9 protein-coding genes are annotated in these 13,970 nt (G+C 42.3%); 3 read left to right on the top strand and 6 right to left on the bottom strand.

The features are described from left to right. Positions 1-17: 17 nt before the first annotated feature. Positions 18-1,127: a GGDEF domain-containing protein gene (locus L2747_RS09880; RefSeq protein WP_248998868.1), complete on the bottom strand. Its 1,110-nt coding sequence runs from the start codon at positions 1,125-1,127 to the stop codon at positions 18-20. 39 nt (positions 1,128-1,166) lie between these two features. Here L2747_RS09880 and L2747_RS09885 point away from each other — a divergent pair, with 39 nt between their 5' ends. Beyond that, entirely contained in the window at positions 1,167-2,243 is a 1,077-nt protein-coding gene (locus L2747_RS09885; RefSeq protein WP_283107246.1) for a linear amide C-N hydrolase, read from the top strand. A gap of 45 nt (positions 2,244-2,288) precedes the next feature. On the opposite strand, the gene L2747_RS09890 is transcribed toward L2747_RS09885, so the two are convergent. The 3 genes from L2747_RS09890 to L2747_RS09900 all read right to left on the bottom strand — a co-directional run bounded on the left by L2747_RS09890 (position 2,289) and on the right by L2747_RS09900 (position 7,333). Further along, positions 2,289-5,870, bottom strand: a complete 3,582-nt coding sequence (locus L2747_RS09890) for a hypothetical protein (RefSeq protein ID WP_248998870.1) — start codon at positions 5,868-5,870, stop codon at positions 2,289-2,291. A gap of 299 nt (positions 5,871-6,169) precedes the next feature. Further along, complete coding sequence (locus L2747_RS09895; protein ID WP_248998871.1) at positions 6,170-6,640, bottom strand: hypothetical protein; 471 nt, start codon at positions 6,638-6,640, stop codon at positions 6,170-6,172. A 9-nt stretch (positions 6,641-6,649) separates the two neighbouring features. Then, entirely contained in the window at positions 6,650-7,333 is a 684-nt protein-coding gene (locus tag L2747_RS09900; protein ID WP_248998872.1) for a C-GCAxxG-C-C family (seleno)protein, read from the bottom strand. 716 nt (positions 7,334-8,049) lie between these two features. Between L2747_RS09900 and L2747_RS09905 the strand changes: the two genes are divergently transcribed. Together L2747_RS09905 and L2747_RS09910 are read left to right on the top strand one after the other, a co-directional pair. Beyond that, positions 8,050-8,415 carry a DUF805 domain-containing protein gene (locus L2747_RS09905; protein ID WP_248998873.1) on the top strand — a complete coding sequence of 122 codons (366 nt, stop codon included), beginning with the start codon at positions 8,050-8,052 and terminating at the stop codon, positions 8,413-8,415. A gap of 495 nt (positions 8,416-8,910) precedes the next feature. Beyond that, positions 8,911-10,752 carry a carboxypeptidase-like regulatory domain-containing protein gene (locus L2747_RS09910; protein ID WP_248998874.1) on the top strand — a complete coding sequence of 614 codons (1,842 nt, stop codon included), beginning with the start codon at positions 8,911-8,913 and terminating at the stop codon, positions 10,750-10,752. Positions 10,753-10,835: 83 nt separating this feature from the next. Here L2747_RS09910 and L2747_RS09915 read toward each other — a convergent pair whose 3' ends face one another. Both L2747_RS09915 and L2747_RS09920 read right to left on the bottom strand, forming a co-directional pair. After that, on the bottom strand, positions 10,836-12,878 hold the full coding sequence (locus L2747_RS09915; protein ID WP_248998875.1) for a S9 family peptidase: 2,043 nt from the start codon (positions 12,876-12,878) through the stop codon (positions 10,836-10,838). Between the two features lie 276 nt (positions 12,879-13,154). Then, on the bottom strand, positions 13,155-13,817 hold the full coding sequence (locus L2747_RS09920) for a DUF2076 domain-containing protein (RefSeq protein WP_248998876.1): 663 nt from the start codon (positions 13,815-13,817) through the stop codon (positions 13,155-13,157). Positions 13,818-13,970 lie beyond the last annotated feature (153 nt).

Below are 13,970 nucleotides of genomic sequence, written 5' to 3' on the forward strand. Positions count from 1 at the left end.
GCAAAAAAGTCAACTGATTAGGCGGATACTGCAATTGGATCGTTGTGATAAATCACTTGATTTCGGCCATTGTGTTTAGCCCTATATAGCCGTTGATCTGCTTGGCGCAACAAATTAGGTAAGGCTATGCCTTTGCGGTAACTGCTTAACCCAATGCTGACCGTAATATTGATATTCGCTTGTTCTTTGAGTTTAAAAGTATGTTGTGCAAGTGTCATTCTGATTTGCTGAGCAAGTGCTATAGCATCATCTTGTTTTTTATTCTCAATCATTACACAAAACTCTTCACCGCCAATCCTAAATGTTTGCTTATTACCCGCGATTTTGCTGATAATTTTGGCGCTTTCTTGTAGCACAATATCACCTGCTTCATGACCATATTCATCGTTTACCTGTTTGAAAAAGTCGATATCTAAAATCAGTAAGTGCACCTCATCAGCAAGAGTCAGCAGAGATTGATTTGCTACGATATCCTCGTAATATTTTGTCAGTGCTAGTCGATTAAAACTCATTGTTAGTGGGTCTTGTAGTGCTAGTTTTTGTAGTTTGGATTCTGAATCGGCACGGTTCTTCTCATAAGTATGAGAAACAACCCAAATCAGTAAGTAACTAAAAATGAAGTTAATGAGCAGTGGATTAAGGGTTGAGCCGTATTTAACTATGATCTCGGCAATAACGGCAGTGAAAAGAATTATGACCGGAAAATTCGCTAATTTTTTACCTAAAAGAAGATAGTAAACCGTGGGTAAAACCAGTACCCAACAGATCATTGAGTTTATGGTTTGAGATAGCGACACTGCGTAAATAACAATAGCGGTTAAGGTAAAAATATATAGAAGAACTTGCCAAAATTGGTGTCTTCTTTTGATTGCTATTATTGCTAGTGTGAATGAGCATATTGCGTAGAGGAGTTCGATAAAGCCAAGCGTTATCCATTTCGCCTCTATAGCTATATTGATTATACCGAGTAGAAAGCTCAGGCAGCCTAAGAGAGTACACATGCCAATTAATACAGCCCTTCTTAAATTGTAGGTGCTATTTAACTCTTTGCTATCCATGCTATATCCGTATATAAGTCTAGCTCCATTTTGTTGCTTATATGTTATTGTATTTCGCCTTGATTTCAAGTAATCCGAGCAAAAATAAGAGATATTAAAGGAACTGATATGTGCTTAAGAGTATTAAATAACCTTAATTCGGACTACCCAGTAACGGGAAGAAATATGAATTGGTTTAGGCCTATTGAAGCTAATTTATTCCAATTTCCTCAAGGCCTTAGCAGACAAGGGGTATCGGAAAAGACTGCCGTTAAAAAGGATCTCGCCCCAAGTGTCATATTTCACTGGAAATCTAAATACGCGAGTGCTGTTTCAATGATGGGGAATGATATTCAGGGCTATGCGACAACTGACGGAATGAACTCTGAAGGTTTAGTGGTTAATGTGTTATATGACACGCCTGCAACCTATGGAAAGCCTAAGCATTACTTGGAAAACGGCAATATCAGTATATTGCGTTGGCCGCAATATATACTCGATAGTTTTGCCAATGTTATCCAAGTTGTTAACTATGCTAAGAGCAACACTTTGCAGTTAATCAAAGAGAAGATCCCGGAAGGTGGCAAAGCGAAAGATCTGCAATGGGATAAGATCCATCTTGCAGTCTCTGACAGTCAGGGTCACTCCGCTGTGATTGAGATTAAAAATGGTGAGCTGCATGTTTATGCGGGTGACGAGAATCAAATTGTCACCAATGAGCCAGCTTATCCAACTCAGCTGGATATTTTAAAGTACTGGCAATACCTATGGGGGCAAACGACTCCCGCCATCGCAACGCCTGTACTTACCGCTCCTGGTGGTATATCAGCAACCCAAAGTTTTGAGCGAGCAGCGTTTTACTTGAGCCTTTCAGATAAAGTACAAAGTCCAGCGGAGGTTTTAGCTCAAACACGAGCACTGATGCAAAATGGGGCAATTCCATTTGCGTTTAACCCTAGTCGAGCTGAACAATCTACTTGCACACGCTGGACGAATCTTGGCGATCACAAAGCAGGGCTTTATTATTTTTTAAATCCATTGAATATGATACCTGTTTGGTTAAAGCTCAATGCTGATGCTAGCCATAGCGCAAGAGTAAAATTGATAACGGTAAATAATGTCAGTGGTGAACTGAACAACCACCCTGAACTTGAGGGAGAAGTGAATCACCACTTAATTGATTGTGAAGACCCATTTAAGGCGTAGATATAAACTTTAAGGCTGAGTAATGACTCAGCCTTATCGCTAGTTTTAACTTAGTGCAACCTCAACTCTGTCACGGATTTGGCGTGATTTCTCCTTGGCGAACAGAGGCATAAATTCTGTACCATCGCTTTGCTTAGCAAGAATGTCCACTAAAGCTGCCTTGGTTTCAATATGCAGGAATGATATCAAAGGTTTGATTTCATCGCGGCGCGCCATTGCGGCAATATATTTTCCCATGCATGGGCGATAACTTTTAATCATATATAGCAGTAGGTACTCAGGTTTAACGTTTTGGCTAAACAACCAATCAAGTAGCGCTTGATAAGCCGCCTCTTCATAATCATCCTCATCGCATTCTAAGCGAGTCGCTAAGTCCATCTTTCCTTGCAGGGCAAGCATGTCCATGTAACCTGTGACTAGCCCGTCTGTAATCACTTTATAAGCGCGATAACTGTGATTTGCCAGCAACTTAACTAAACGGCCGCAACACTCATCATCGAGTAACCATACATATTGGCTCAGTGCATGGCTACGATACTCTTTTAGGTTGACTGTGGTTTCATAGCTCACATACTGGTTAAATTGCGGTGCAAACTCTGCATAATCTAGCTCGCCGTGCAGATAGGCCCATAGGTTTTGGTTAACTTGGTTTTGGCGTTCCTCTGGAGTAGATAGGTTTTTGACTGCGTCAATCACGGTTTGGGCGTCTACCTTGTCATCGAGGATCACAACTTGACCGCCAACGTAGAAATTACCGTCTTTAAACGCGTCTTTGTCTGCTACTAAAACCAGTAGTTCATCGCCAACCTGCTGTAAGACCTCTGTGTAGATCCAATCCATTCTATCGTTCTTACGGCTTTGGCTGATATCGGCGTTAGGGTGCAATTTGACCTGAAAGCGTAACTTTTTAGGTAGCTCAGCCTCGTCGGTAACAAAGTCAGAGAAGATCACATTGTCGCTAAACTTGCTGGCAATCACCTCTTCCCATGAGTTTTGATTAAGCTTAATAAAGTCGGCTAGACATTGCTTTAGTTCGTTATCGAGAGCAAAAGGCATGCTTGGAAAGCGCATCGCCACATGTTTGTGAAACTCGAGCTTTGTTGGTTGGTAGCTGTAATCTAATCCGCGCAGTAAAGTCTTAGCATCATTACGTCTTGTGGCTGCCATCATGCCTTGCTGCTCATTCTCTAACTCACCCATTAACTCGATTAAGTTCAGATAATCTTCAGTGCGAGATGAGCTCGAGCTAAATTGCTCAACTTGATAGGCCAAAGTAAAGGCTTTATCTATGCCATGGCTGTTTAACATGTCGAAAAAGTTTTGCTCATCGACAGCTGACTCAAATCTCAGCTTGCGGCTATGTTCGCTATAGGCCTTAGCAATAATATGCACGACTCTGATGGGTGCCATGGTGATAAGCATTTGCCAAATACGTTTAGCAATGACCGATTCTGGGCTATTGAGCTGTTTAAGCCACAAGCAAATGAGCACCACTCGCTGATAGTCATCATTATAGTCATCTAAAAACTTATAGCTTTTTTGCATAGGGCTAATTTTAGGGAAATATAGAAAGGCTTGGCGGCAGATATCTTGGCCGTAAAGATGTTGGTTTAATAGATTAATCACTTGTTGCTGGTTTAGCTGAGGCGTTGCCTCGGTAAAGTAAGCTTTAACTTGTGCTTGTTCGCTTTCGTTTAAGCCTTTTTCATCAAAGGGACCGTCGCCTAAAATATCGGTATTTTCTAGCATCAAGTTAACGGCTCGCTCGAATACGCCATTTAGCCTTACATGTAACGCTTGGGTGTAATCATCATTGATATTGTTCAGCGTATCTTGCAACAGCAGGTAGGCGCAAAGCGCATCGATGCCGAGTTCATCCTCGGACCAGTCTTGGCAGTTTAGGCAGGCGCGATTAGCAAATAGCTTATCGGTTTGCTTAAGCATCTCGGCAGTGACAGGGCTGTATTCTATGTCAGTATATTCATCGAGCAGACTTTCAAGCGCTTTTTGCTCTGCTCGACTTACACCTGAGTCAAGTTTTGGTGTTGCGTCGATAGGCATAAAGCGAGCGTAATAGTCTTCAACACTGATAATTGCCTGATATACCGACTCTCCTGTAAGCATATCGCATAGCTCGTCATCAAAAGGTTGCTGGCCGAATAAACGATAGAAAATATCAACAAAACGCAGCATAGTTTGTGCGCTACGCACTTGGCTTTCAGGCTGGGTGTTAGCCTGCATGGCTTCAACATCAGCGCAGGCTTTATCAGAACCTGAACTAACTCGAATTATAAAGCCATACATTGCCTCTGCATCCATCTCATCGTCCAAATCTTGCTGTAGGTCTTTAGCGAGGTAGTGCAGCGGTTCGTGAAAGCTCTTTCGCACAGAATTAAAGTTACCTAACTCCCAGCAGGTTTCGTCGATAGTTTCGAACAGTGATAATGCATGCTGTTGGCAGTGCTTAACAAAGTCAAAGGATTGAATGCCATCGAGTACTTCGGGGGTTTTACCTGTTGAGATGTAAGCGAGCAGGGCGTCACTATTATCAAGGCTACGAATAAATTCGTTGAACATCTCTAGGCCGCCGAGATATTCGTCGCGTGCTTCTTCACGATCGCTGCGTTGAGCACGGACTTTTTGTTGCTGGGTAATGCTGGCAGCATAACAACATAGTGGTTTGCTAAGTTCTAGTTTTAGCTGGTTTTGCAGATCTATCGCTTCATTTTCAAGAGTATCATTAATAAAGAGCCTAGCGAGTTCCTGATTTCTATCTTCAGCATATTGGCCGCAGCAATCCGCTAATAGGGTGATATAGATGTCCAAAACGGGGTTCTGTTTATAAAGCGGCTCATCTGCGCTATAAACTAACACTGGTAAGGCATTAAAGCGCTGCTTAACTAACTCTATAAAGCGTGGGTATTGTGTTGGATTAGCTTTTAAGTAATCCCCTAGTGGCTCGTATCTTGGAGCTGGCTGTTCCCAATCACTGCCGTAAAAGGCAAATCTAAAGTGTGGATTATCACACCAGATAAAGGCGTTAATCATCGCCTCACACCAACCATGTTGCTCTAGCAGGCTTAGCAGCATATCGCCGTAGCCTGTTGCATGTTCATCATCCCAATAGGGGATAAAAAACTGCGCTAAATAAACAGCATCGTTAGCGTCTTTGGCCGCCATAATGTAAAGCGCTTCTGCGCCAAATATCCGAGAATGATCAAGCCACATCTTATTGGTATCATTTTCAAAGCGGGCGTAATTCACCATAGCTTGCGCTGTTTTTCGTAGCTGAGATATTAGCGATCCATGCTCAAGAGCTAGGGCAAATAACAGGGTTTCAGACAGATACAGCAGACGTTCATCACTTACCACATAACTACTTAGTAGACCGCCGTCTGGGTTTAGCGCTAACGCTGCCATTACTAGCTGTTTATCTTGCAGCATGTCCAGTTGTAGGGGCTCGACTGTGCCGCTGCTATTATCCATAAACATTAAGTTGAATCGACCGCTTCTATCAAAAGCTTGATGCGCTTCTAGTTTGGCTTGATAGGTTTTTAAAGCTCGCTCGATGCTCGAAGGATGGTGGCGGTTAAACTCGATTACTTGTAGGTGGGCAAATGTGTCCATACTAACGTCCTGTTAAAGCTGAATGAATTCCATTTTCTATGGATTCACCATTGAAATTGCTCAGAGGATAACTTATTAGTTTTTCAATGACAGTTGCTTAGGTGTAAAAGTTGTTGCTGGTTTGTTGTCTTGGTCAAGGGCTTTGGGTGAAGTTATAATGATAGGCCTAATGACTTAAGATTCTCCTACCACAACGGCGCCCCGTTCATGATATAAAAAAAGGCTGCCTATTTTGGCAGCCTTTAATTTTCATAACTTTGCACTTTTACAACCAAGGGGATTATAAAATGGACTAACTCTTAACTTGCGTTGCTGTCTATTATTATAACCTCAGCTTTGTTTTGTCTAAGCGCTCCTGCAATTGTTATTGCTAAGCGTTTATTTTGCCAAGTTTCAGTAGGTACTGTATCAGGGGTAAAACTATAGTTACCTAGACTTTTTTCTTTCAATTCTCCCATACAACTCCCTTCGACTTCAAAACCTGCACTGCATAAAACAGCGTGATGCCAAGGTACTGAAAATGCAGTTACCGTTGCTGGAGTATGGCCAAGATACATCATTTTATATTTAGCGTTTTCCGCACCAGTGACTGGTAGTCCAGCGCCGTCGTTTAGACTAAAAGTAAAGGTATGACTAGCGTTGTCGAACTCAATTTGAGTCACTTTTAACACTGTTGCTGAATCTATATCGACTGATGGGGTGTCATCGTCGTCACTACCACAAGCTGTCAATGCAAGTGTCAGTGCTAACATTGAAAAAAGTTTTTTCATGACAAACTCCTAGTGACAATCTGCACAAGTTAACTCTGCATGCACAGGTACTCCGCCTGCCATATCATGTGAGCTATGACATGACTGACACTCAAGTGTTGAATTAACATCAGTTCCTAAATATGTGTCAGGTTCACGAGCAGTAGAGCTATGGCAGCCTTTACACTCTTGGTTGGCTGGTGCAACAAGCTCTGCGTCTAAAGTGCCTTCTAAGGACTGGTTTAAGTAAGTCACCAACATGTAAGCGACTTCAGCTGTGACTTGGGCACAGCGCTCGAACTTAGCTTGATGACTAGAACCAAATTGACTTGCTTTGGACCATAAGGTGACCGAAGTATGGCAAAGTGTTGAGCCAGCAATTGATTTACCTATTAAATTTGCTTCTAACAGTGTGCCATCATCTGTTTTGCGGGTAGGTGCCCCAATAGCGCTTAAGAAAGCGCTATCCCCCCTAGGCATCTCTGACTTTTCATAGAAGCGAAATAGTGCGCGACTTACAGCGGATGGATTAATACCCGCAAGTAAATTTATCGCCATAGCAGCAGCGTTCACACAGCCGTAAATAGATCCCATACCAAATACACCGCCTTTACCAAAGGTTGCCATATTGGTTGGGATTGCGGCAAAACGGCAGGCATCTTCATGACCTGCATCAGCAAGAGATTTTATGATCGCATCAAATACACCGTACATACATCCTCCGCGGTCATAGCCGGCATAAGCCAACTTAGCGACAACCATCGGATCGAGTTTTATGTAAGTGAGTAACTTGGCATCATTACCATTGCTACCGAAATCGATGGGCTCATTACCGCTGCACTGAGGGGCTGCTAAAACTGCTGGAGCAAAGATACTACCAGTGCTAACAACTGAGAATGTAGCGAATTTTTTAAAGCATCACGTCTATTCATCATTTTCTTTCCCTATTATATTTATGGCGATTTATATTTCGCGCCATATATTTAGAGTTAAATTTAATAATGGTTTGTGATCGAAGACGATAATTTAGTTTTTGAGTTTTTTTTGAGGTTTAAAACTGATTTTATTTAATTATTTTAGTGGTTTGGCTTATTTTTGTTTTCTATTATTTGTAATTGTAATAGCGTTTAAATATAAACATGATTATGTTCAATGATTGACTTTAAATGTGATCTTGCCGCTACATAGATTAAGTATTAATAAAGGGTTTACTCATTTATAACCAACAGTGATATATCTAATTTATAGTTTAGGTTATTTTATGGTTACAGTTTACAAAGGACTGAGTGCTGAACATTTACACTTGTAAACTTCGACTAGCCTTGAAATTTTTGCTGTCTATTGTTTAAATGTTTCAGGAAGCAACCTGAGTATCAGCTAATTTAGATTGACTGCGGAAGGTTTTACTGTTGAAAGAAAAGGAATTTTACATGGATTGGTATCTTCTAGCCTTTAAAAAATATTTTGACTTTAGTGGGCGCTCTAGACGCAAAGAGTATTGGATGTTTGCGCTATTTAATTTGATTGTAGGTATAACACTTAGCGTACTTGATACTGTGTTCGGTACTTTTAATCTTGAAACCGGCTTGGGTCTACTTAGTGGTCTATATTCGTTAGCGGTATTTATTCCAGGACTCGCACTATCGGTTCGCCGCCTGCATGACATTGATAAAAGTGGTTGGTGGTTACTGCTTTTATTGATCCCTATTATTGGTGTGATTACTGTATTGATCTTCTGTGTGCTTGATAGCAAAACAGAAGAGAATAAATGGGGAAATAGCCCTAAATTCGCTTGAATCTTAAACAGGCTTGACCTCGAACCTGATCTTGTATGACTGTCTAGAGCTGCGAGCAACGAAGATAAAAAAGCCTGTCAGTGTTAACTGACAGGCTTTTTATTTTGTTAAATTATCAAGCCAGATTAACGTCTGCCCGGTTCAGTAAAGTGAATAATCCGATCTTCTACTTAGTTATACTCATAGGTAACATTTAAGACATTAAGATTACTCTTTAGCTGCCAAAGTACGAGCAAGCTGCCGCTTTGGGCATGTAGTTGAATGATTAGTTTTTCCGTTCTTGTAGGCTAACTTAATGGTTATGACATCTAATCTATTTTTCATTAGTGCTGACTCAAAATACGATAAATATCTAATCAATATTTTGCTACTTAATTATCTGCCATAACCCTTGTTAGCTGTATATAATCTCTCGCCGTAATAATCTATTGTGGCACTGCTTAATCCAACCCTCTGGGGATAAGCAGTCGTTTATCGACTATTTTAAGAAGAATCATGATTAAAAAATTTCTTTTCATTTCTTTTGCTTTGTCTACGCTTTCAGCTTGTGGCGGTGGTAGCGACAGTAATAAAGATCAAGGTATCAAAGTTCAAGGCTCTGTGGTTGCAGACGCCTATCTTTTTGATGATGAAGCACTAGCTCAAGTTAACTCTCGACGTGGCACAAGTTATAGTGCTGAAAACGGCGAGCAAGGTGAAGCTGAGTTAGATATTTGGCATGTATGTGGCGATGTTTATAACAGTTTAATCGAGCCAAGTTTATATAACCAAGATTACGATCAAGATGGTATGGCAGAGACTAACCTGACGGATGATGCGGGTAACCTTTATTACAACATCGACCTTAATGGCGACAAGTTAGGTGAGTTGAATATCGTCACTGCCAGAGAAGGTATTTATCTTAACGTTGATATGAGCTGTGACGCTAAAGCAGATATAAATATCGATAAAGATTTTGATGGTATTAGCGATCTTAACATCGATGTTGATGGCGACATGGTTGCAGATCGTTTAATCGATATTGATGGTGACGGCGAGCCAGACTTTTCTTATACCGATAGCGATGGAGTATCGCTTGCGGGTGTGAAAGTACAATTACAAGGTAAGTATGGTGAGTTTGAAACGGTTACTGATGATAATGGTAAATTCTCATTTGATCGTATTCCAACGGGGACTTATACGCTAAAGGCCGATGATATTGCCCTTGATGGTTCTAATATCTGGACTCGTACTCTGGTTGAGATTGAAGAGTTTGATGACTCGATTGGCGCGTTTAGAATGCACCAAGACCCGATTATCACTGAGGTGAATCTCAACCATGAAGCCAAGCATCAAGGTTTTTGGCAAGATTTTCATTGGTACTCTAGCGATATTAATACTGAGTATGCAGTAGGTGATAGCGTATGGGTCGAGCTGAAAGCTGAAGATCCTAACAATCGCCCGATAACGGCTAAATTTAGCGTTAATTACCGCCCAGAGACTGAAAAGGTTGTTATTGGGAACGGTGTATATCAGTACCAACACACAATTACCAAAGCTGATACCTTTGAGTACATGATATCGATTTTTGCAGAACTAAGTAATGATGACGGTTTCTTTGGTTTAGATGGTACGACTGACGCTCGTGCTTCGATGCAGTTTATGATGGCAGATTATGTTGAACCTGAAGAGTTTGAAGTTGAAACTGTCACTGTAGGTGATGAGCGATTTGATAACCCGCCAGACTCAACTTATATGCTGGTTGAAGTAAAGCAGCCAATTGCCATCGATGGCAGTGTTCAGATTGATATCGAGGTGACAGGCCCTGATGAGCGTATTACCGAATTTCACGTAGTTGGTAGAAAAGACAGTACTACCGAGCTACCAAAGGGTGACAACTTTCTATTTGAAGCCGATATCGCTTATCCTCATTACAACTATGAAATTCAATATTTTACCTACTCAGATTTTCTTGCTGAGCGTGAAGAGGTGGTGATTAAAATTCCACTCGACACCCAGTTAAAACCTACAATAGTTGATGATTTACTGATTGATGGCGTTACAGCGACTGATGTGATGGTCCGAGTGGATCACACCTATCAGTTAAAGGCGCTCTATACCGACCCGCAAGATGATGTCGTGCAGTGCCGTTTTGAAAAAGCGGGAAATCATAATGTCGGCGGTAATGGTGATTATATTATTAGCGATTGGGGCTCTTGTCAGGTGGAATACACCTTTAAAGAGGTAGATGCGGTCGCTCAGTTTAATCTCAATGCCTATGTACGCAATAGTGATGGCATCGTGGTCTGGGAAAGTTACGATGATCTTAAGTGGTATAAGGTTAGCGTGACTAAATAAGTGATTTAGACAAGATAAAAGGCTGCCAATAGGCAGCCTTTGCTTTTATAAAACAGATAAGCAACTGCTTTTATTGAACGAGGTTAGCGTCCACCAGGCTCGGCAAAGCGAGTCATCCAATCTTCTACTTGGTTGTACCAATAGATAGAGTTATTAGGCTTCATGATCCAGTGGTTCTCATCAGGGAAGTAGATCATCTTTGACTCAACTCCACGGGTTTGTAGCGTACGGAATAACTCAAAACCTTGGCCAACTGGTACACGGTAATCAAGCTGACCGTGGATCACTAATGTCGGCGTATTAAAGTTCTCTGCAAAGTAATGTGGAGAAATAGACTTGTAGATCTCAGGCTTTTCCCAGTAGCTGCCGAAGCGAGTACTGTGAACTGAGAAGTCAGCTGCCATTTGAGAGTACATGTTGTACACAGCCGCGTGGATCATTAACGCATTAAATGGATGCTCTTGACCCAAGATAATCGAGGTTAAATAGCCGCCGTAGCTCGCACCACCAGCAACCATACGTTCGCTATCGATCCAATCTTTTTGTTCAAACCAGTCAGCTGCTTTCAGCACATCGTCTAGTGACTTGTTCTTCCAGTCTGGGTTGATGCTGTCAGCAAACTCTTGGCCGAAGCCACTTGAACCGTGGAAGTTAGGCCATGCGGTAACATAACCCCAAGAGGCAAAGGTTTGCGCGTTCCAGCGGTAGTGGAAACCATCAGTAATTGCGCTGTGTGGGCCGCCGTGAATTAGCATCATTAATGGATACTTCTTACTGCGATCAAACCTTGGTGGGTAGTGTACCCACATCTGTATGTCTTGATCGTTATAGCCTTTGTAGGTTACCGACTCATAAGTGCCCATATCAACGTCAGCAAGAATGTCATCATTAAAGCTATCTAGGCGTGTGGTCTTGCCGTTGCGTGGGTTAATGGTTACAAGACGTGCTGGATACAAGAAGCTGTCGTTAGTTGCAACGATAGTACCGTCTTCAGCCATCACCGGCTTACCAAAGTTGGTGTCTTTGGTGATCGCTTTTACTTTGCCGTTTTTAGCATTGATATGATAAATGCGGCTAGTGCCAGCATCATCAATTGCGGCGTAAAAACCTTTGCTGTCTTTGGTCCAGCCAAAGCGTGATACCGAGCGATCCCAAGTGTCGTTAATCACCTTTGGTTGACGTTTTTTCATGTCCATCAACACTAGGCGCGAGGTATCTGCGTAGAAACCGTGAATTAACTGCTGAGTAAAGGCTAACGTTTTGCCGTTAGGGCTAAACTGCGGGTTACTATTTGGCGCTTCGTTGTCTGGGGTTAAGTTTTCAGCTTTGTCGCTACCGATTTTCGCTAAGAAAATATCAATCTTAGGATCAACTTCGCGGGTCTGCTTAGCTTGATCCCAGCCGTTGGCGGTAAAGGCAATCCACTGCTCGTTTGGCGCGATATCATAGCTTGATGCGCTTTGCGATGAGCGTGGTAACTGCTGACTCAGTGGTTGAGTAATGGCTTCAATCTCACCGCCGGTCGCAGGGATACGGAACACGTGGGCCTGACGGTCTTCATCAATCCAATGGTCAAAGCTTGAATAAGGCAGCTCGGTCCATTGGTGTGCTGAAACCTTAGTGTCTTTATCGGCTTTTAGCTGTTCTGTCATCTCATCCCAGTTCTTCCCCGGGAAAATACGGCTGATAAAGTAGATGTGTTTACCTACCCACTTCATGCCATATACGCCGCCTGGCACATCAGTTAGCTTTTGCGCTTCACCTGGTCCCGTCATTGGCAGCAGGTATACTTGGCCGGCTTTATCGTCATCACGCTTACTGATAAACGCTAGTGTTTTCCCATCAGGTGAAAAGGTGGCTTCGCTTGCACGCATGCCTTTAGCTGTCAGTGCTTGCTGGCTATCACCATCTTTATCAAACAACCAAAGCTGGGTTGAGCCTTTGTCTTCAGGCACATCATATTGGGTTACAGGCGCAACGACTTTGTCGCCGTCCGGTGAAATAATTGGACTGCCTATACGGTTTAGTTGCCACAGCACATCAACCGAAAGGGGTTTAGTTGATTCTGCATACGCACTTGCCATAGGCATTAGCATAGACAGTAACAGGATCCCGGCTTTCTTCACGAGTGGTTCTCCTTAGGAGCAATTTGTTGAGTTTTTTATTAGTGTTTTAGCCAGCTTGTTACTGGCGAAGCTAGTATAGCTGCGAATATTACAAAAAGGATATCAATATCAAGAGGCTGTTGCAGATGGTTACACAACTGCTTTAAATAAAGATTAATTGCTGAGAATAAAAGTAGAAGAGAGTTAGATTGAAATAAAAATGGCGGCTGAACCTTGAGTTCAGCCGCCATTAGCTTGTGTGGTTTTAGCTATGATACTCGCTGCGATTAAGCGAGATTAAAAGTCTTCGTCATCGCCACCGAAATCACTATCGCCAAAGCCAGCGTCATCAAAGCCGCCGAAGCTTTCATCACCGCCAAAGCCTGTGTTAGCAAAAGTGTCTTCGCTTGCATACTCAGAAGCAAAACCAGAGTTGTCATCTAAGAAGCTTGAACCTGTGTCTTCAGGTGCTGCGGTATCCGCCGCTGCAGTCTCAGTTGGTGCTTCTGCTGGCGCTTCTGGAGCAACTTCTGGTGCGGCTTCTGCTGTTGCTGGAGCTTCGTCACCAAATAGTGCGTTACTGATAAGGTTGCCGGCAACCATACCTGCGGCAACACCTGCAGCAGTTTGCATAAAGCTACCAAAAGCACTTGGTTGGCGAATTGGTTGTGGTTGCACTGGTGCAGGGTTAGTACCGCCCATCATACGGCTTAATGTGCCACGCTCAGATTCTTTTCTAAAGTGCTCAACTTGAGACTCTAGGAAGTCATTTTTAGACTTCATATCTTTTAATGCCATCTCTTGTATGATTACCGCTTGAGTTAGCTTATAAACGATGTCTTCTTGAGATGCGATCTCTTGGCCAATTAGACTTTCTGCTTCAGCATCTTTTGGCTTATTTGGGCTAGCTTTTAGTTTGTTAGCTACGTTTTGGATTAGTTCTTGTTCTTGCGGAGTCATTGTCAAATTCCTAAATGTAAGGATACGTCTTTACGTATTTGACGCGCATCCTAGCCTAAGGTTCACATCGTGCGTATAACTAATAATTGATTAGCTAATCAAAAGCTTAAATAACTATCAGTTAACAACAATTAACAAACAAGCAGCTTTAAA

This window comes from Shewanella marinintestina, from assembly GCF_023283845.1.
GTDB lineage: Bacteria > Pseudomonadota > Gammaproteobacteria > Enterobacterales > Shewanellaceae > Shewanella > Shewanella marinintestina.

Coding starts and splice junctions, on each gene's coding strand:
- L2747_RS09910 (WP_248998874.1), top strand. CDS start 8,911: ATGATTAAAAAATTTCTTTTCATTTCTTTTGCTTTGTCTACGCTTTCA.
- L2747_RS09900 (WP_248998872.1), bottom strand. CDS start 7,333: ATGTACGGTGTATTTGATGCGATCATAAAATCTCTTGCTGATGCAGGT.
- L2747_RS09890 (WP_248998870.1), bottom strand. CDS start 5,870: ATGGACACATTTGCCCACCTACAAGTAATCGAGTTTAACCGCCACCAT.
- L2747_RS09885 (WP_283107246.1), top strand. CDS start 1,167: ATGTGCTTAAGAGTATTAAATAACCTTAATTCGGACTACCCAGTAACG.
- L2747_RS09895 (WP_248998871.1), bottom strand. CDS start 6,640: ATGAAAAAACTTTTTTCAATGTTAGCACTGACACTTGCATTGACAGCT.
- L2747_RS09905 (WP_248998873.1), top strand. CDS start 8,050: ATGGATTGGTATCTTCTAGCCTTTAAAAAATATTTTGACTTTAGTGGG.
- L2747_RS09920 (WP_248998876.1), bottom strand. CDS start 13,817: ATGACTCCGCAAGAACAAGAACTAATCCAAAACGTAGCTAACAAACTA.